Genomic DNA, 20,867 nt, shown 5'->3' on the forward strand with positions numbered 1-20,867 from the left:
TGCTTAAACGTATACTATTTCTGAAAGTTTTTGACAAAATGGGATAAAAACAAAAACAACTATTAAGAATTAGTACAAATTATTATACAATACGCTGATATTTATAAAGCGTACCAGAATGAGAGAATCATAATGAGCTGGATTGAAAAAATTCTAAGTAAAAATAACATATCGTCAGATCATAAGAAGGCGAATATTCCAGGTGGTGTTTGGACTAAATGTAGTAATTGTGAACAAATTATTTATCAAGCGGAATTAGACCGTAATTTAGAAGTATGCCCTAAATGTGATCACCATATGCATATACCTGCCCGTGTGCGGTTGTATCGATTTTTAGATGAAGGATCTGATGTTGAAATCGGTTCTGAACTTTCACCAAAAGATATCTTAAAATTTAAAGATACTAAAAAATATAAAGATCGCTTAACTGCCGCTCAAAAAGAGACACACGAAAAAGAAGCGATGGTCGTAATGAAAGGTACATTACACGGTATTCCGGTTGTTGTTGCCTGTTTTGAATTTGCTTTTATTGGTGGTTCAATGTCATCTGTTGTGGGGGCATTATTTACTCGAGCGGCTGAGCAAGCAATTGAAGATAAATGCCCGTTAATTTGTTTTTCCACCAGTGGTGGGGCAAGAATGCAAGAAGCGCTATTTTCTTTAATGCAAATGGCAAAAACCAGTGCTATTTTGGCCAAAATGCAAGATGAAGGGTTACCTTATATTTCAGTAATGACTGACCCTACCATGGGTGGGGTTTCAGCAAGCCTTGCTATGCTTGGTGATATCAATATTGCCGAGCCTAAAGCGTTAATCGGTTTTGCTGGTCCTCGAGTTATTCAACAAACTGTTCGTGAAACGTTACCAGAAGGCTTTCAACGCAGTGAGTTTTTGCTTGAAAAAGGCGCAATTGATATGATTATTCATCGCAAAGATATGCGACCGAAAATTGCTAGCTTACTGGCAAAATTAATGAAATTGCCTAATCCTTTTAACGATGTCAGCAATTACGAGACAGATTAATTGAGCATGCAACAACATAAAAAACCAGATGCCATGTCAGATCTTAAGACATGGCTTTGTTATTTAGAGCAATTGCATCCGGCAACGATTGAACTTGGACTTGAACGGGTTAAAACTGTCGCAAAGCGGCTTGAATTGTTGCAACCTGCTCCTTATGTATTTACCGTTGCCGGCACCAATGGCAAAGGGACGACCTGTCGCACGCTTGAAATGATGCTGCTAAACGCTAATTTAAAAGTTGGAGTTTATAGCTCACCGCATTTGTTGCGTTTTACTGAGCGAGTTCGGATAAATAATCACGAGTCAAAAGATCAAGATACCATTAATGCATTTATTGAAATTGAAAAAGCACGTGGGGATATTTCGTTAACTTACTTTGAATATGGTACGTTAGCGGCACTTTATCAGTTTAAACAAGCTAAACTCGATGTTGCCATTTTAGAAGTTGGCCTTGGTGGTCGGCTTGATGCAACCAACATTGTCGATGCGAATGTGGCTGTTATCACCTCAATCGATATTGATCACACCGATTATTTAGGTGACAATCGTGAAAGTATCGGGCGTGAGAAAGCAGGGATCTTTAAATCAAATAGCATTGCTATTATTGGCGAGCCGGATATACCGGCATCAATTTTAGATGTTGCAAAATCAGTAAACTGTCCATATTATCGAGTAAATCAAGAGTGGCGTTACAAGCAGATCGATAAAAACTTGTGGCAATTTGACTCCCCAGTCAAACAATATCAACATCTCCCTATGCCCAACGTTCCTTTAGCAAACGCTGCAACAGCGGTGGCGGCATTAACTTATTCCTCTATCAACATTACTCAAGAAGCAATATCACAAGGTCTTGCTGATGCTAGTTTAACGGGGCGATTTCAGATTATTCAAAATTCACCACTTGTGATTGTAGATGTCGCCCACAATCCACATGCTGCAAGTTACTTAGCTAAACAGCTAGCAAATTTGAAAAAAGAGCGAGCAATAGCAGGTAAAGTACGGTTTGTTATTGGTATGCTTAAAGATAAAGATATCAAAAGTACTTTAGCGGTATTAAATGGCGATAATTGGTATTGTGCATCACTTTATGGTGAGCGAGGTTGTGAGGCTGAAGTATTGAAACACTATTTATTAAACAATCATGAGCACAATATTTTGACGTTTGATACCGTCATTGATGCTTATCAAAAGGCGGTGCAAGATGCACAAGAAGATGATATTATTGTTGTTTGTGGTTCATTTTATACTGTATCAGATGTTTTAGCTGAATTTGACTGTTAAGTGACTTTTATTATGACTAAAAATCAAAAAAACAATAACAGCAATCAAAATAAAATTAGAAATCAGCTTGTGGGTTTTGCAACATTACTGCTTATAATTGCAGCTGTTGCGCCGTTAATTATTACAGATAAATCGAATCAACACACTTCAACTATTCCAATATTACAGCCCGAAGTTGTCAATCAGCAGAATCAAGAAGTGACATTTACCGATAATAATGTGACTAATAATTATGATGTGTCATACACGCCGGATTCAGACCAAAATCTCAACTCAATACCGCCGTCTGATATTACCGATGATAATACCGATTCTTCTACAGCAACATCGACTACAACCTCGACTGAGCAAGAAGTTAAACCGTACATGATACAACTAACTGCGCTTAAAAATAGACAAAAAATTGAAGAGTTAGTTGCTTTATTAAGACTTAATAATTATAACGTAATAGTAATACCTAAAAATCCCGAACCAAATCAGTTGATTAAACTACAAGTGGGGCCTTATGCTAAAAAAGAACAAGCAGAGCAAGTCATTAGTAGCTTAAATAATTTAACAAAGTTAAAAGGTATTATTGTCCCTAATTAAAATTTTCTGATACCCATTATGGGTATTGACTGTAATTAAAATAAAAATTATTTAAATAAAATTGTGAGTTATTATGATGAATTGGGTTGATTTTACGATTATCGGTGTGATTGTTTTTTCCGCTTTGATTAGTATAGTGCGGGGCTTTGTTCGTGAAGCATTATCATTAATCAGTTGGGTTTTAGCGTTTTTTATTGCTAGCCGTTTTTATGTCTATATTACTGGCTATCTAACCTTTTTTGAAAGCGATATTATCCGTATTGCGGTGGCAATTGCTATTCTCTTTGTTGCGACATTAATTGTATGTGGGATTGTTTCTTATATCATCGCTCAATTAGTTCAAAAAACCGGGCTGTCGGGAACTGATCGTGTGTTAGGTATCTGTTTTGGGGTTTTGCGTGGCATTTTAGTGGTAGCGGCAGTACTCTTTTTTGTCGATACCTTTACGCCTTTATCCCAATCACCATATTGGACTCAATCACAATTAATTCCACACTTCCATTTTATTATTCGGTGGTTTTTTGATTTTATCCAACAATCGTCTTCATTTTTAGTACAGTAAGTCTTAGGGAGCATCGTATGTGTGGTGTGGTAGGTATTGTAGGATGTAGCACTGTTAATCAATCAATTTATGATGCCCTGACGGTTTTACAACATCGGGGGCAAGATGCGGCCGGTATTGTGACTATCGATGAGCAAAATCGTTTTCGCCTGCGCAAAGCAAATGGTTTAGTTAAAGATGTGTTTCAAGAACATCATATGCAGCGTTTACAAGGCAAATTAGGTATTGGGCATATTCGTTATCCGACTGCTGGTAGCTCCAGTCCCTCTGAAGCCCAGCCATTTTATGTCAACTCCCCTTACGGCATTGCGCTGGCTCACAATGGTAATTTAACTAATACTGATCAACTGCGTGATAAAGTATTCGAACTTGCCAGACGTCATATCAATACCAATTCAGATTCAGAAGTTTTACTTAATGTTTTTGCCAGCGAGCTAGATAAGTTTCCCACTTATCCACTCAGTGCAGATAATATTTTCACAGCAATACATAATTTGCATAATATTATAAAAGGTGCTTATGCATGTGTTGCAATGATTATTGGACATGGTTTAGTCGCATTTCGTGATCCTTATGGCATCCGTCCATTAGTGATTGGTAAAAGGGTGGTTGAAAATCAAAAGGTTGAATATATGGTTGCATCGGAAAGTGTTGCACTCGATATTCTTGACTTTGAGTTTATGCGAGATGTCGAGCCCGGTGAGGCGATTTACATTACTCAAGATGGCCAACTTTACGCTCAACAATGTGCTGATAATCCTCAATACTATCCATGTATATTTGAATATGTCTATTTTGCCAGACCTGATTCATTAATGAATGGGGTATCGGTTTACCAATCTCGCATTTCAATGGGGCAAAAGCTGGGACAAAAAATTGCCAGAGAGTGGAAAGATATTGATATCGATGTTGTTATTCCTATTCCCGAAACTTCCTGTGATGCAGCTTTAGAAATCGCAAGAATATTAAATAAACCTTATCGGCAAGGATTTGTTAAAAATCGTTATATTGGTCGAACATTTATTATGCCGGGTCAAAGCGCCCGCAAACTATCGGTTAGAAGAAAACTCAATGCTAATCGTATTGAGTTTGAAGGTAAAAATGTTCTGTTAGTCGATGATTCCATTGTGCGGGGAACTACTTCGGAAAAAATTTTAGAAATGGTGCGTTCAGTGGGTGCCAAAAAAGTTTATTTAGCTTCCGCTGCGCCGGAAATCAGACATCCAAATGTTTATGGTATTGATATGCCAATAGCAAGTGAACTTATTGCCTATAATCGAACAGTTGATGAAATCGCTCATGACATTGGTGCTGATAAACTTATTTTTCAAGATCTCACTGATTTAATTGATGCAATTAGACAAGAAAACCCGAAAATTGAACATTTTGAGTGTTCAGTATTTGATGGTAAATATATTACGGAAGGAATTGATAGCCGTTATTTTTCTTCTTTAGAACAGCAAAGAAGTACAATCAAAAATTCGCCTACCTTTAAAGAGTCTGAAAATCTGGAAATTTATAACGAAGAACAATGACTTTAATTGTCTTGATATCGAACAGCAAACATGGAAAAAAACTTGAAGTATCAATTTCAAGTTTTTTTTTACCTAAATGACAATTAACATGACATTTTTTTCAATTTTTTCTCTTTTGATGTTATTGTTAATGTCATTATTTTCAATAAATTACTCAAAACTGTTACTTTTTTTGTTTTTTTCTGTTTTATAACATATTGATAATTAAAGATAAAAAATATCTTTACAAAAATGTTAAAAAAAACTAATAAAATATTTTGCTAAATGACTTTTTTGTAATAAAATTTCCGTAACTTTAATTACTTTTGTAAAGAAATTTAAAGAACAAAAAATAGTAATATTAAAAACAATAAACTATTTTGGTAATATTTTTAAAAATCACAACTAATAACGACGATGCGGTATCAGAATTAAAAGTTTTGTTTCATACGCTTGTCAGTGGAATATAAGGAATAATTAAGATGAGAAAGAATCTTAATTTTACAGTAATATCAGCACTTGTTATTGCCGCGTTGGGTTGGCAATCAGTTGCTAATGCAGTGGATACCAAAGTGTCGTCAAATACTGTTGATAGTAATAAAGTGTTTGAATTGAAAAACGGCGTAAAAGCTCGTGAGATGATCAATAATGAACAACGTAGCTTATATCAAATCGCACTTATAAGTGGCATTTCTGTTTCTGAGTTGCGAGAAATGAATGCTGGTCGATTTGATAAAAAAGATGTTGTTGAAGTTGGTGAACTTTTAGTTCTACCTGAAAACTCACAAGTTTTACCTGCACTTACTACAAACAGTAATAAAATAGATAAGTATGAAAATCTACCTAGTCTAGGTTCTGATGATAACTATGATCCTAAGCAAAATAAAGATGCGCTTGCAACTCAAATCGCTTCAACGTTACAAACGTTAGCATCACAAGATTGGAAATCAATTACTTCTGCAGAAAATGGTGGTTTATCAGGCCATTTAAGAAATAAAGGTAAACAATACGCCGAAGATTACATTCGTAATGGCGTTAAAAATCAAGTTGTCGATCCGGTACGCAATACTGTACAAGACTTCTTAGGTCGTTTTGGTAAAGCTCAATTACAATTTAACTTAAGTGATAAAGGCAGCTTCGATAACGTTAATCTTAAATTGTTTAGTCCTTGGTATGATACTGACAGTACATTAATCTTTACTCAGTTGTCATTTCAGGAATATGAACACAATCGACGTATAGGTAACTTTGGTATCGGTCAACGTTGGGATGTGGCAGATAATAAATGGTTACTTGGCTATAACGTATTTTTAGATCATGATTTCCAACGTTCGCACAATCGTTTAGGTATTGGTGCCGAAGCTTGGAGTGATTACATGAAGTTAGCGGTGAACTATTATCATCCACTATCTGATTGGAAAGATTCCAAAGATTTTGATGATTACTTAGAAAGAGCAGCGAAAGGTTATGATGTCCGTTTCCAAGGCTATTTACCTCAGTATCCACATTTAGGTGGTTCACTTATGTATGAAAAATACTTTGGTGATAAAGTTGCGCTATTTGGTAAAGATAATCTACAAAAAAATCCGAGTGCTTTAACTTTTGGTGTTGATTATACGCCAGTTCCTCTTTTTACAATTAAAGCGGAACACAAGCATGGTCAAGATAGTAAAAAAGCTACTAATGCGCAGTTAACACTTGATTATCGTATTGGCGTGCCACTGAAAGACCAACTTGATCCTGATATGGTTCAACTTGCACGCTCCTTAAAAGGTAGCCGTTATGATTTAGTCGATCGTAATAACTACATTGTTCTTGAATATAAAGACAAGAAAATGACAGTTGATTTAGGGCTTGAAGCAGTTCAATTGATTGAAGGACATAGCTATGGTGTCACAATTGGTGCTCATAATGTTAAAGGCTTATCTAAATTAACATGGTCAGGCGATATGTTAGACATTGATGCCGGAGGCGGTTTCTTATGTTCTAATGTAGGAATTTGTACAACTTCTACATGGGCAAATCCACCGGCTGAACTTGATAACTGGAAAATTACTGCGCCTAACTATTTAGATGATAATGGTGACCGTCATCCGGTTAGAACTAATGGTAAATATTCATTATCGGTAACGGTAACGGATAGCCGTGGTAAAACAGCAACATCTAATTCAGTTTCGTTTGAGGTATTACCTAACCCTGAGCTTCGTAAAGTTGGTGTATGGGCGATAGATCAAACAGGTAATCCAACTTCACTAATTAATCAGGATGCTGATGGACATAATAGCGTAACGTTATTAGCTAGTTTAGTAAAACCTAAATCCGGTGCGACAAGAAGTTGGAGCTTAGCAGATGATTTTGACGGTTTTAGTGATGCTTTACTGATGCAAAAAATTGGTAAAACATTCCAGTCATCAGTTTTAAATTTATGGACAGCTACAAGTAACGGTACGAAAGTAAACTTGATTGATGGTACTTCAGGCAATGTAAATTCTTGTCCGTCAAAAGAGCCTTGTATTATTGTTAAATCATTTGAACAAGTTAAGAAGGGCGGTAAGATTTCTGATAAAGCTTCGACTGCCGCAGGTGCTGAAGCATTAGGTGATACTTACACCATTGACGTTGCATCCAATTTTGTTGGCGTCGTAGATTTTACAGTTGCATTGGATCAATATGGTACATCATTTAATAAAGCGTCTGTAGACTTTGCTGGTGGCCAAGCTGGTTTAATTAAAGTTTATCGTAGTGACGGCGTATTAGTTGCGAGCACCGTTGGTAATACCCTTCAATTTGAACCAAGTGGTCCAAATGAATGGAAAGTTGGCAATGAATACTATGTCAAAGCTTATAGTGTAGATGGTACAACTGAAATCACTGATCCTTTTGTAGTGTGGTCTTTGGTTGATGATAATAGTTCTGCTTGTCCGGGGAATGCAACAACAGCTGCACTACCAAACGCAATTGATAATCCTACCGGTCCATGGTTTAACGTAGGTATGGGGATAAATGCTCACTATACAATTAGAAGCCTTAACATGAATAGTTATGCTTCATCCGGAACAAGTATTAGTGCAGTTAATGGGGCACCATCATACATAGATTGGACTCCAATTAATACCTCGCTACCGGCATGTGCTGGCGACCAAGGGTTTAAATTGCAAGTTAGCGTTAATTAATAATAAGTTTCGGTTACCTGGTACATCAAATACTTAGGTAACCTAATAGGGAACACCCGAAAATGGTGTATTTATATAAATACAACATGTTAATTTAAAGAAAAATAGGAAGTTAAACATGAAAAATCTAACAATTAAAAAAGTGGCATTAGGCTTATTTATCGCTGGTTTTACAGCAAGTAGTGCTTATGCCGTAGAAGGTACTGCATCAAGCTCTATCCAAGGTAATAAGCCTGTAATGTATTCTAAGGGTACTCAAAATGATCATACCATGACCCTTCGTGTAACTACTGACCAAGCTGGCGCTAACCCTGTTGGTTCTACTAATGGCAATAAAAATAAAGTTAAAGTGGGCGACTGGGTTCATGTTAAATATGATTTACATGATGTCGATGGTGATGAAGATACCTCTGAAGCAGTAAAAGCGACACTTGAAGTTTATATCAAAAAAGATAGAACTAGCGCTACTTGGGATAAAGTTAATAACGTAACTTTTTCTACAAATAATTCTGGTGAAGCAGGTGAGATTTCTTTCCAAATTACTAGTGAGTTTGCCGGTGCTGAAGTAGTTGGTTACCGTCTTCAAGAAAAAACTACCTATGGTTTACCAGATGCAAACGAATGGTTATATGTAAACGATATTTGGGCCAATACAGCTCCTGATCATCAAGATAATAAAGTAGAGTTAGACACTGTTACCGGTGGTCCATTCGGTCCGGGTGATACTGACGATGCTAACAACGGTACAGGTCCTATCGAAGGCAATGATACTAAGTTAGGTATCTTTAAAACCGATGCTAGTGGTAATATAGATAGAAGTGTTAACTATACCGTTGCTGGCGCTCCAGCACCTAAATACGGCGAAAGATTTGCTGCTGTAGTATGGAACGATGATAATGGTGATGAATTACCAAATAATGGTGAATCAGAAAAAACAGCTAACTATACTATAACATGGACATTAAGCGGTACTTATGCTGGTGTAACTGCATCTAATGACGCATTAACTGCAACTCAAGGTGTATCAGGAGCTAATGGCGATACAATCTTATTAGGTGATCCTGCTGGTGGTAAGAACAACACCATTTATGCAACATCAACTAATGGTTATCAAGCTGGTGCGCAAGGATTCAATCTTAAAGCTACTGGTTTATAATTTTAAATCATGTTGTGAAATTAAAAACCACTCGAAAGAGTGGTTTTTTTTATGATTATATTATTTTTAATGAGCATTAGTGTTAAGGTATCTTGTTTAACTTAAATAATGAGCCTTTTATTATTTTAACCCTTAAACCTATATTTGATCGTAAATTTTACATTTGTTATTTCTGTCTGATTATTCAACGTAAACTCACCCTTTTTATTGCTCATCTTATGTTATAAAATAGTGAAAATTTAACTTAATTCAATCAATGATGAAAATTTCTTGGCAGGATCTTGAACCTGAAACTCTAAATAATCTTATACAATACTTTGTGTTACGTGAAGGGACTGATTATGGGTTAGAAGAAAAATCCCTACAAGATAAAGTTAATGATGTTAAGCAACAATTGGTAGATGGCAGAGCGGCAATCTTTTGGTCTGAACTTCATCAAACAATTGATATCAAACTTGTCAGATAACGACTTAAAATGATTGTATATTATTATATAATTTATTGTGTAACTTTGTTATAGTGTGCAAGAAGTCAGTAAAATGGAGAGGATGGCATAATGATTGGTAAACAGCAAACGGATACGACATTAGAATGGTTTTTATCTCATTGCCATATTCATAAATATCCTGCTAAAAGCACCCTCATTCATCAAGGAGAAAAAGCCGAAACTCTCTATTATATTTTAAAAGGATCTGTCGCTGTATTAATTAAAGATGATGACGGCAATGAAATGATTTTGTCTTATTTAAACCAAAATCAATTTCTTGGTGAACTTGGTCTCTTTGAAGAAGGAACTGAGCGAACAGCTTGGGTGAAAGCAAAAACCAGCTGTGAGGTTGCCGAAATTTCATACAAAAAGTTTAAACAACTTGTTCAAGTCAATCCCGATATCCTTATGCGTTTAGCCAGCCAAATGGCCAGCCGATTGCAGGTGACCTCTGAAAAAGTAAGTAACTTAGCTTTTTTAGATGTTGCTGGACGCATAGCACAGACTTTATTAAACTTAGCTAAACAACCGGATGCAATGACTCATCCCGATGGAATGCAGATTAAAATCACCCGTCAGGAAATTGGGCAAATTGTTGGTTGTTCCCGTGAAACCGTTGGGCGAATATTGAAAATGCTGGAAGATCAGCACTTAATATCTGCCCATGGCAAAACAATTGTCGTTTATGGTACCCGTTAGTCGAATCGACATTAATAAAACATAATTTGAACAATGAATGATATATTACGAGATATTACATGACAAAAGAACGATGTATTCCAAGTCATGTGGCTATAATTATGGATGGTAATGGTCGCTGGGCTCAACAACGTAATCAATTACGAACTATTGGCCATCGAGCAGGCTTAAAAGCAGTGCGAAAAATTGTTATGTATGCGGCAAGTATCAATATAAAAGTACTGACTTTGTATGCTTTTAGCAGTGAAAATTGGAAACGCCCGGAAAAAGAAGTTTCAGCGTTACTTGCACTTTTTATCTATGCTTTAAATCGAGAAATCAAAAAACTCAACAGTCATAATGTGCGATTGAATATCATTGGTGATATCTCACGTTTTAATGATGAGCTACAAAATATGATTATTAAAGCTCAGCAGTTAACCAAAGATAACTCCGGTTTGGTACTTAATATCGCAGCTAACTATGGCGGCCGGTGGGATATACTGCAATCAGCAAAAAAAATGGCAACGCAAGTGGTAGAAGGTAAAATCAGTGTCGATGATATTACAGAAGATCATTTTAATTCCGCTATGAGCATGAGTGAGTTTCCTGATGTCGATTTAGTCATACGTACCGGTGGTGAATATCGAATAAGTAATTTCTTATTATGGCAGATTGCTTATTCTGAATTCTATTTTACAGATGTATTATGGCCTGACTTTACTCAGAGCTTATTTGATGAGGCGATCAACAAATTTAACAATAGAGAACGGCGTTTTGGTGGCGTTCGTAATGAGGATCATACATGCTAATTCACCGTATTTTAGCGGCACTTGTGCTTATCCCACTTGTAATCATTATTTTATTTTTTGCACCACTATCGGTATTTTCCTGCATAATCATTTTGGTTTGTGGGCTTGCTGCATGGGAGTGGACTCAATTTCTACATATTGATCAAAAACAATCAAAGTTAATCTTTACGTTATTTGCTATTGTTTTGCTCAGTGTACTTTATTTTATGCCTGACTCATTAACATTTAAAGCGAGTCTATATAAAGTGATATTGTATTTATCGATTATTTGGTGGCTAGTTGCATTATGCCTGGTTGCTACATACCCTAAAAGTACCCAATATTGGTCTGATTGTAATGTCATAAAGTTATTATTTGCGTTTTTCACTTTAGTTCCGTTTTTTATAGGCATGATTCAATTACGATCGATTAATTATGTTTTTAACTCTTATCATGGGGCTATTTGGTTGCTGTATGTATTTGTGCTAGTATGGGCAACTGATACTGGTGCTTATTTTGCAGGTCGTACTTTTGGTAAACGAAAATTAGCGGCAAAAGTATCACCCGGAAAAACTATCGAAGGCTTCATTGGTGGCGTAGTTTTGTCCACAATAATTTGTGTTATAGCTTACTTTTCATTTTTCTTTAAAATTTCATTCAGTTTATTTTTGATTAGTTCTTTATGCGCCATTCTAGTCTCCGTTTTGGGTGACTTAACTGAAAGCATGTTTAAAAGAGAAGCGGGAATAAAAGATAGTGGGCACCTTATACCTGGCCATGGTGGAATTTTAGACCGTATAGATAGTTTAACCGCTGCCATTCCTGTATTTGCTACTTTATCTTTGTATCTATTATAAAGGGTTATTGATTTTGCTTTGGTCATTGTTGTTATTTATTGTAACTATCAGTATATTGGTGACCATACATGAATATGGGCATTTTCTGGTTGCCCGTATGTGTGGTGTTCAAGTAGAGTGTTTTTCCATTGGTTTTGGCAAAAAACTATGGTCACATAAATTTTCAAGTGGAACAGAATTGGTAATTGCTATGATTCCGCTTGGTGGTTATGTTAGAATGCTTGACGGAAGAACAGCTCAATTATCAGAAAATAGTGAAAAATTTGCTTTTGATAAAAAAAAGATTTGGCAACGAGCAGCAATTGTATTTGCCGGGCCTTTCGCTAATTTTATATTAGCGCTGATAATTTATTGGATTATATTTTTAATGGGCGTAGCAACTTATCCTGTTAAAATAAGAGATATAATACCTTCTACTCCTGTGGCGACAGTTGGCGTACCCGCTGGAGCAGAGTTAAAAACAGTTAATAATGTGAAGGTTGAAAGCTGGAATGATGTTAACCTAGCGTTGATTTCAGCTATGGGAAAATCTCAGGTTGATTTTTCTTATATTGATAATGCAGTTAATGATGATAATCATCAAGAAGTGCATAAAATGGTTAACATTAGCAATTGGCATTTTGATATTGAAAAAGATTCAGCCATAACCGCTTTTGGGTTTATACCTAAAACATTGGAAATTTATCCAATTGTGAGTAAAATTATACCTGGTTCCGCTGCTGAACAAGCCGGCTTAAAAGTAGGCGATATGATTATCAGCTATAATCAGCATCCATGTACAAATTGGGTTGATTTTACAAATACAATAAAAAAAGCGGGTACTATTGATTTAAAAGTAAATCGAAATAATGAAGATATTTATCTAAAGCTTGTACCAAAAGTTCAAAAAAATGGTGAAGGTGTTGCAGGGTTTTATCCAACATCTGATGCAGTTATAACGCAGTATGGTTTTTTAGAAGGATTTGATAAAGCATTAGGACAAACAGCATTAACAACTCAGTTAACTGTACGTTCACTTTATCAATTAGTAACAGGTGTTATTGGTTTAAAACATCTATCCGGACCAATAACAATAGCAAAAAGCGCAGGGCAAACAGCAAGTTATGGATTTACTCCTTACTTATATTTTCTAGCATTTATTAGTATAAGTTTAGGGGTTATCAATCTTGTTCCATTACCAATGTTAGATGGTGGGCATCTTATGTTTCTGTTTTTTGAAAAGATAAGAGGAAAAGCCCTATCAGATAAAGCACAAGAGCGTTTTCTTCGTGCTGGTTTGGTTTTATTAATGGTAATAATGGGAATTGCACTATTTAATGATTTTTTACGATTGTGATGGGATGAGGTTATAAACATTTACGATGAAAATAAATAAATTACTTATAGCATCTTTGCTGTTTAGTACAACAGCTGTGTATAGTTCCAATGCATTTTGTATGGATGATTTTGTTGTAAAAGATATTAAATTTGAAGGATTACAGCGTGTTACTGTCGGCGCTGCAATGCTTGAAATGCCAATCCAAATTGGTGACTATGTTAACGAATCCGATTTAGGGCATATTATCAAGTCACTTTACTCAAGTGGTAACTTCGACAATATTACTGTATCTCGTGATGGAGATAGATTAATTATTACTGTTGAAGAGCGTCCAACAATTTCAAGTATAACATTCGTGGGTAACAAATCTGTTAAAGATGACATGCTCAAGAAAAATCTTGATAGCACAGGAATTCGGGAAGGGGATGCATTAGATCGTACAATGCTTTCCGCTATCGAAAAAGGGCTAGAAGATTTTTATTACAGTGTGGGTAAATATAATGCCCGAATTAAGGCTGTTGTCACACCGTTATCTCGTAATCGCGTTGATTTAAAGCTAGAGATTGCTGAAGGCAAATCAGCTTTGATTGATCAAATTAATATTGTTGGCGCCAAAGCTTTCTCATCTGAAGAGTTAATTTCACGTTTCTCTTTAAGAGATGAAGTGCCTTGGTGGAACATGCTTGGTGATCGCAAATATCAAAAACAAAAATTAGCATCTGATTTAGATGAATTACAAAGTTTTTATTTAAATCGTGGTTATGCACGTTTTAATATTGAATCGACTCAAGTCAGTTTAACGCCAGATAAAAAAGGCATTTACGTTACAATAAATATTCATGAAGGTGAACAATATAAACTATCCGAATTGGATTTTAAGGGTAATTTTGCCGGCCATAAAGATGCGATTGCCAAAATAGCGCAAGATAAGGTATCAATCGGTGAACTGTATAATGGTAAAAAAATCACTGAAATTGAAGATAGTATCAAACGTTTACTTGCTAACTTTGGTTACGCTTATCCTCATGTTTCTATTCAACCGGAAATAAATGATGAGAACCATACGGTTAATTTAATCGTTATGGTTGATGTTGGTCAACGTTATTATGTGCGTAATATTAAAATTAGTGGAAACAACATATCGAGCGAAACGGTAGTTCGGCGAGAACTGCGCCAAATGGAAGGTTCTTGGTTAAGTAATGGTTTAGTTGAACTGGGTAAAGATCGATTAAATCGTATAGGCTTTTTCGATAGTGTTGAAGCAAGTACTGAACGTGTACCAGGCATCGATGATCAAGTAGATGTCATTTATAAAGTCTCGGAGCGTAATACCGGTACTATCAAAATAGGTGTCGGTATTGGTTCAGACAGTGGTATTAGTTTTAATGCCGGTATCACTCAAGACAACTGGTTAGGAACAGGTAATAGCGTTTCCTTCGATATAAATACCACCAGTAGTGATAAAACAGCATCATTATCTATTGTTGATCCATTCTTTACTATCGATGGCGTTAGCTTAGGTGGAAGTGTTTATTATAACACTTATAAAGCCGATGACGATGATGATGAATCTGAATATTCAAGTAAAACCTGGGGTGCTTCAGCAAACTTAGGTTTTCCAATCAGTGAAAATAATTTCCTTCGCTTTGGTACAGAATATGCTAACCATAAATTATCTGATATGAGACCTCAGTATGGTATGTGGCGTTATTTCGATAAAATGGGCGAAAAAACCAAAGATAAAAACTCGTTATCTTTTGATACCAACGATTTATTATTAAATGCTTATTGGACATATAATTCATTAGATCGTGGCTTTTTCCCTACGGAAGGTTTGAAAATGACGGCAAGTGCTAAAGTGACTGTGCCAGTTTTCGACAATCGATTCTATAAATTCATAAGTGATGCATCTTACTATTATCCACTTGATAATGATCATAATTGGATATTTTTAACTCGTGGTCGATTAGGTTATGGTGGTGGATTCGGTGGTAAAGAGTTACCATTCTACGAAAACTTCTATGCTGGTGGTTCAACCGTTTTACGTGGATTTAAGTCCAATACAGTTGGTCCTAAAGCTGTTTACTTGAATCGCAATGGTTGTCGTAATTTAGGTGATACCAAAGGGTGTGAAAGCTCAAAAGATGCCGTAGGCGGTAATGCGATTGCATTTTTAAGTACGGAATTAATTGTGCCGACTCCATTTGCAGGCGAGAAGTATTCGGATAGTCTAAGAACATCAGTTTTCTTTGATGCCGGTACTGTGTGGGATACTCAATGGGACTTGAAAGGACGTAATCTTCCTGACTATAGTTCTCCTTCTGATATTAGAATGTCAGCAGGTGTTGCTGTTCAGTGGATGTCTCCATTAGGGCCATTGGTGTTCTCATATGCTCAACCATTGAAGAAATATAATGGTGATTCAGCACAACAATTTCAATTTAATATAGGTTCAACATGGTAATTCCATGTTATAAGTAAATAAAATACACATAGGTGAAAAAAGTGAAAAAAATTATTAGTATTTTGGGGATTAGTTTTGCATTACTCTTTACTGGTATGGCAAATGCTGAAATTAAAATTGGCGTAATTGATGTAATGACTGTCTTGCAAAAAATGCCACAACGTGAACAAGTTAGCAATGATCTGAACAAGAAATTTGAATCAAGAGCCAAGGCATTAGCAGAAGAAGAAAAGAAAGCTAATGATGCATTAGCACGTCTTAAAAAAGACGGTTTAACATTGTCAGCTTCTGAAAAAACAAAACTAAACAAAGTTGTTTCTGATTTTGAAAATAAAGCTAAAGCATTTACTGAAGAGTATCGTAAAGTTGAAGCTGAAGAAGCTAACAAATTGTTGAAAAAAATTCAAGATGCCGTCAAAGAGATTGTTGAAACAGAAAAATACGATCTTGTATTAAAAGCTGAAGCGACATTATCTGCTTCAGATGCTGTTGATATTACAGATAAAGTATTGGAAAAGGTTAAAAAATAATGTTTGCTTTTCGTTTAGAGCAACTAGCTAAGCAACTTGATGCAACGTTACATGGTGATGGTAATTTAACCATCACTGGTATTGCATCAATGAAAAGTGCCGCACCCGGACAAATTACTTTTTTGTCTGATAAAAAATTACAAAATCAATTATCACAATGTAACGCTTCTGCTGTTGTCATGACTGAAGACAGTCTTAACCATTGGCACGGCGCTGCACTGGTTGTAAAAAATCCTTATCTTACTTATGCAAAATTAGCTCAACTTCTTGATACCACGCCCAAGCCGGCTGAAGATATAGCTGTATCGGCTGTTATTGATTCTACGGCTAAGTTAGGTCGCAATGTTTCTATTGGTGCAAATGCAGTTATCGAAAGCGGTGTAGTGCTAGGCGATAATTGTATTATTGGTGCGGGTTGTTTTATTGGTAAAAATACTGTAATTGGTGCCAATACAAAATTATGGGCTAATGTCACCGTTTATCATAACTGTGTAATAGGTGATAACTGCCTGATTCAATCCTCTACAGTAATTGGTGCTGATGGATTTGGCTATGCTAATGATAAAGGTAAATGGATTAAAATACCTCAATTAGGTCGAGTTGTGATTGGCAACGATGTTGAAATTGGTGCATCGACAACTATCGATCGCGGGGCATTAGATGACACCATTATCGGTAATGGGGTTATTATCGATAATCAATGTCAAATTGCTCACAACGATATCATTGGTGACCATACAGCAGTTGCTGGTGGCGTTATTATGGCCGGTAGTCTAACCATTGGCCGCCATTGCTTAATCGGTGGAGCGAGTGTGATTAACGGGCATATGGAAATATGTGATCAAGTTACTGTGACCGGTATGGGAATGGTAATGCGGCCGATAACAGAGCCGGGTGTTTACTCTTCAGGTATTCCACTGCAAGAAAATAAAGTATGGCGAAAAACGGCTTCGTTAGTATTACATATTGATCAAATGAATAAACGCTTGAAGGCGCTTGAGAAGAAACTATTAAATGTCTCGACGTAGGCGTTAACGGTGAGTATAATGCTTGCCTATTTTATAAATTTTTTTAGCTCAATTATCATTCTAAAATAATTACGAGCAGATATTATTCAATAATTTCGAGGTATAAAGATGCAAGTTTCGGTTGAAACAACACAAGGTTTAGGTCGTCGTTTATCAATTACAATTAAATCAGAAGACATTACAAAAGCGGTTGATAAAGAGCTTATTAATACCGCCAAAAAAGTGCGTATTGATGGTTTCCGTAAAGGAAAAGTACCTTTAAAAATTGTTGAACAACGTTATGGCGCTTCTATTTTACAAGATGCATTAAGTGATTTAATGCAACGAAATTTCGTTGAAGCAATTATTCAAGAAAAATTAAACCCGGCAGGTGCACCTGTTTATACTCCAAAAGAATATAAAAATGGAGAAGATTACACTTTTACTGTTGAGTTTGAAGTTTATCCTGAAATAAAAGTTAAAGATTTAGATAAAATCGAAGTTGAGAAACCAGTTGCTGAAGTTGTTGATGCCGATGTTGATACTATGATTGAAACATTACGTAAACAACAAGGCACTTGGAAAGAAGTTAATGAACCAGCTAAAGAACAATATCGAGTAACATTGGATTTTGTTGGTAAAGTAGATGGCGAAGAATTCGAAGGCGGCAAAGCAAACGATTTTGTTTTAGTGTTAGGTCAAGGTCGAATGATTCCTGGTTTTGAAGATGCTATTATCGGGCACAAAGCTTCAGATCAGTTTGATATTAACGTTACCTTCCCGGAAGATTACCATGCTGAGAATTTAAAAGGTAAACCAGCAGTATTTGCAGCAACGTTGAAAAAAGTAGAAGAGTTAGAACTTCCGGAATTGACTGAAGAAGTCATTAAAAGATTTGGTATTGCAGACGGTACAATTGACAGCTTACGTAACGAAGTTCGTAAAAATATGGCTCGTGAACTTAAAGCAACTATTCGTAATAAAATTAAAGCGCAAGTTATCGACGGTTTAATTAAAAACAACGAAATCGATATTCCTTCAGCGTTAGTTGACCGTGAAGTTGATGTATTACGTCAGCAAGCAGTGTCACGCTTTGGCGGTAATGTGAAGCAATCTATGGATCTTCCTAAAGAGTTATTTGAAGCAGAAGCTAAACGTCGTGTATCAGTTGGTTTATTATTTAGTGAAATCATTGAAAGCAATAAACTTAAAGCCGATGATGCACGTGTTCAATCATTAATTGATGACATTGCAACTGCATACGAAGACCCGAAAGAAGTTTCTGAATATTATCGTAACGATAAAAAAGCAATGGATAATATTCGGTCTGTTGCGTTAGAAGATCAAGTTGTCGATCTTTTATTAGAGAGTGCTAAAGTAACAGATAAAAACTATTCGTTTTCTGAATTAATGAACCAGCAAGCATCTTAGTTCACTCGCTGTTTTAATTAATCAAAATATTGTTATTAAAGCCCAAATAAGGATTAATTGTTTGGGCTGTTTTATTTAATTAGGAGATGAAAATGCCTTTAGAACCATACATGGGTGTTATTCCAATGGTTGTTGAGCAGAATTCTCGTGGCGAACGAGCTTACGATATTTACTCTCGACTATTAAAAGAGCGTGTTATCTTTTTGACCGGTCAGGTTGAAGATAATATGGCTAATCTTATTATTGCTCAAATGTTATTTCTAGAAGCTGAAAATCCCGAAAAAGACATTTATTTGTATATTAATTCTCCTGGTGGTGTGGTAACGGCCGGTATGGCAATTTATGACACAATGCAATTTATTAAACCGGATGTAAGTACAATCTGCTTAGGACAAGCCTGTTCTATGGGATCTTTGCTTTTAACCGCTGGAGCAAAAGGCAAGCGTTATTGTTTACCTAATGCAAGAGTTATGATTCATCAGCCTTTAGGTGGTTTCCAAGGGCAAGCTTCTGATATTCAAATTCATGCTCAAGAGATTTTACAAGTTAAAAGTCGATTAAATAATATTTTGGCATTCCATACCGGGCAAGATATTAGTGTAATTGAAAAAGATACAGATCGTGATAATTTTATGTCAGCGGAAAGAGCGGTTGAATATGGATTAGTTGATGCCATATATGATAAACGATCTTAAATTTAGGTAGGTGATAAAAGTGAATAATGAAAATTCAGAAAAATTACACTATTGTACTTTTTGTGGTAAAAGTGAGCGTGAAGTTCATAAACTCATTGCGGGACCGTCATCTAGTTATATCTGCAACGAATGCATTGGATTATGTAATGATATTTTGAAAGAAGAGTCAAAAAACTTCCTTTCTCATGAAGAGTTTATGGGAAAACCATTACCAACCCCACATGAAATTCGACAACACCTTGATGAATATGTAATAGGTCAAGATCGAGCAAAAAAAGTATTATCTGTTGCAGTATATAATCACTATAAACGCTTACGCAATTATGCCAGTCGTAATAATGTTGAGTTAGGTAAGAGTAATATTTTATTAATTGGCCCTACAGGAAGTGGTAAAACATTATTAGCCGAAACTTTGGCTAGATTCTTAGATGTACCTTTTGCAATGGCTGATGCCACAACCTTAACTGAAGCGGGCTATGTTGGCGAAGATGTAGAAAACATCATTCTAAAATTATTGCAAAATTGTGATTACGATGTTGAAAAAGCTCAACGTGGTATCATCTATGTTGATGAAATCGATAAAATTTCACGAAAATCGGACAATCCTTCTATAACTCGAGATGTTTCGGGAGAGGGAGTGCAGCAAGCTTTATTAAAAATTATTGAAGGCACAATTGCTTCAGTTCCACCAAAAGGTGGACGAAAACTACCACAACAAGAGTTTTTACAGGTTGATACCTCTAAAATCCTTTTCATCTGTGGTGGTGCATTTAGTGGTCTGAATAAAGTGATTGAAAACCGTATTTCAACTAATACAGGAATTGGTTTTGGTGCTAATGTAAAAAGCGCTAAAAATAAAGCGACAGAATCTGAATTATTGGCGCAAATTGAAGCTGAGGATTTAGTTAAATTTGGTTTAATACCTGAATTTATCGGTCGATTACCAGTAATTGGTACGTTATCTGAACTTGATAAAGATGCTTTAATTAATATCTTAACTGAACCGAAAAATGCATTAACTAAACAATTCGAAGCATTGTTTGAACTTGATGGCGTTCAATTAGAGTTTGACAAACAAGCGCTTGAGGCTATAGCGATAAAAGCGATGCAGCGTAAAACCGGTGCCAGAGGATTACGCTCAATTGTTGAAAATATACTATTAGACACAATGTATGATTTACCATCAATGGATAATGTTGAAAAAGTTATTGTTCGAAAAAATACTGTTGATAAAAATCAAGCACCGAAGTTAATTCATCGGCAAAATGCGGAACTTTCTGCTTGATAAATTACCTTGCCATCTGTAGTAAGA

General features: G+C 35.8%; 18 protein-coding genes. All 18 read left to right on the forward strand.

Annotated features, from left to right (window positions below; translation table 11 throughout):
• Positions 1–132: 132 nt before the first annotated feature.
• The 18 genes from accD to clpX all read left to right on the forward strand — a co-directional run bounded on the left by accD (position 133) and on the right by clpX (position 20,840).
• Positions 133–1,023: an acetyl-CoA carboxylase, carboxyltransferase subunit beta gene (gene accD / locus J3U37_RS00365; protein ID WP_220218106.1), complete on the forward strand. Its 891-nt coding sequence runs from the start codon at positions 133–135 to the stop codon at positions 1,021–1,023.
• Between the two features lie 6 nt (positions 1,024–1,029).
• The gene (gene folC / locus J3U37_RS00370; protein ID WP_267372950.1) at positions 1,030–2,304 is read left to right on the forward strand and encodes a bifunctional tetrahydrofolate synthase/dihydrofolate synthase; all 1,275 of its coding nucleotides are present in this window, start codon (positions 1,030–1,032) and stop codon (positions 2,302–2,304) included.
• Between the two features lie 12 nt (positions 2,305–2,316).
• A complete protein-coding gene (locus J3U37_RS00375) occupies positions 2,317–2,892 on the forward strand; it encodes an SPOR domain-containing protein (protein WP_220218104.1) in 576 nt (191 codons plus the stop codon).
• A 76-nt stretch (positions 2,893–2,968) separates the two neighbouring features.
• Positions 2,969–3,454, forward strand: coding sequence for a CvpA family protein (locus J3U37_RS00380; protein ID WP_366518669.1), 486 nt, complete (start codon positions 2,969–2,971; stop codon positions 3,452–3,454).
• A 17-nt stretch (positions 3,455–3,471) separates the two neighbouring features.
• A complete protein-coding gene (gene purF, locus J3U37_RS00385) occupies positions 3,472–4,989 on the forward strand; it encodes an amidophosphoribosyltransferase (protein WP_220218102.1) in 1,518 nt (505 codons plus the stop codon).
• A 461-nt stretch (positions 4,990–5,450) separates the two neighbouring features.
• The gene (locus J3U37_RS00390) at positions 5,451–8,141 is read left to right on the forward strand and encodes an inverse autotransporter beta domain-containing protein (protein ID WP_267372951.1); all 2,691 of its coding nucleotides are present in this window, start codon (positions 5,451–5,453) and stop codon (positions 8,139–8,141) included.
• A 118-nt stretch (positions 8,142–8,259) separates the two neighbouring features.
• On the forward strand, positions 8,260–9,297 hold the full coding sequence (locus J3U37_RS00395) for a hypothetical protein (protein WP_220218100.1): 1,038 nt from the start codon (positions 8,260–8,262) through the stop codon (positions 9,295–9,297).
• Positions 9,298–9,556: 259 nt separating this feature from the next.
• The gene (locus tag J3U37_RS00400) at positions 9,557–9,763 is read left to right on the forward strand and encodes a YheU family protein (RefSeq protein WP_220219657.1); all 207 of its coding nucleotides are present in this window, start codon (positions 9,557–9,559) and stop codon (positions 9,761–9,763) included.
• Positions 9,764–9,850: 87 nt separating this feature from the next.
• Positions 9,851–10,483, forward strand: coding sequence for a cAMP-activated global transcriptional regulator CRP (crp, locus tag J3U37_RS00405; RefSeq protein ID WP_220219656.1), 633 nt, complete (start codon positions 9,851–9,853; stop codon positions 10,481–10,483).
• Positions 10,484–10,542: 59 nt separating this feature from the next.
• Complete coding sequence (locus J3U37_RS00410) at positions 10,543–11,274, forward strand: isoprenyl transferase (RefSeq protein WP_267334952.1); 732 nt, start codon at positions 10,543–10,545, stop codon at positions 11,272–11,274.
• Positions 11,268–12,110: a phosphatidate cytidylyltransferase gene (locus J3U37_RS00415; protein WP_267372952.1), complete on the forward strand. Its 843-nt coding sequence runs from the start codon at positions 11,268–11,270 to the stop codon at positions 12,108–12,110. The genes J3U37_RS00410 and J3U37_RS00415 overlap by 7 nt, the downstream gene beginning before the upstream one ends.
• Before the next feature lie 13 nt (positions 12,111–12,123).
• Entirely contained in the window at positions 12,124–13,446 is a 1,323-nt protein-coding gene (rseP, locus tag J3U37_RS00420; RefSeq protein ID WP_267329895.1) for an RIP metalloprotease RseP, read from the forward strand.
• Positions 13,447–13,471: 25 nt separating this feature from the next.
• Entirely contained in the window at positions 13,472–15,892 is a 2,421-nt protein-coding gene (gene bamA / locus J3U37_RS00425; protein WP_267372953.1) for an outer membrane protein assembly factor BamA, read from the forward strand.
• Between the two features lie 41 nt (positions 15,893–15,933).
• A complete protein-coding gene (locus J3U37_RS00430) occupies positions 15,934–16,422 on the forward strand; it encodes an OmpH family outer membrane protein (protein WP_220218095.1) in 489 nt (162 codons plus the stop codon).
• Positions 16,422–17,450, forward strand: coding sequence for a UDP-3-O-(3-hydroxymyristoyl)glucosamine N-acyltransferase (gene lpxD, locus J3U37_RS00435; RefSeq protein WP_220218094.1), 1,029 nt, complete (start codon positions 16,422–16,424; stop codon positions 17,448–17,450). The genes J3U37_RS00430 and lpxD overlap by 1 nt, the downstream gene beginning before the upstream one ends.
• Positions 17,451–17,558: 108 nt before the next feature.
• The gene (gene tig / locus J3U37_RS00440) at positions 17,559–18,860 is read left to right on the forward strand and encodes a trigger factor (RefSeq protein WP_267372954.1); all 1,302 of its coding nucleotides are present in this window, start codon (positions 17,559–17,561) and stop codon (positions 18,858–18,860) included.
• 92 nt (positions 18,861–18,952) lie between these two features.
• Entirely contained in the window at positions 18,953–19,555 is a 603-nt protein-coding gene (gene clpP / locus J3U37_RS00445) for an ATP-dependent Clp endopeptidase proteolytic subunit ClpP (RefSeq protein ID WP_324099773.1), read from the forward strand.
• 10 nt (positions 19,556–19,565) lie between these two features.
• Positions 19,566–20,840: an ATP-dependent protease ATP-binding subunit ClpX gene (gene clpX, locus J3U37_RS00450; RefSeq protein ID WP_267334956.1), complete on the forward strand. Its 1,275-nt coding sequence runs from the start codon at positions 19,566–19,568 to the stop codon at positions 20,838–20,840.
• Positions 20,841–20,867: the final 27 nt, after the last annotated feature.

It is taken from the genome of Gilliamella sp. B3172, assembly GCF_026536465.1.
Classification (GTDB): domain Bacteria; phylum Pseudomonadota; class Gammaproteobacteria; order Enterobacterales; family Orbaceae; genus Gilliamella.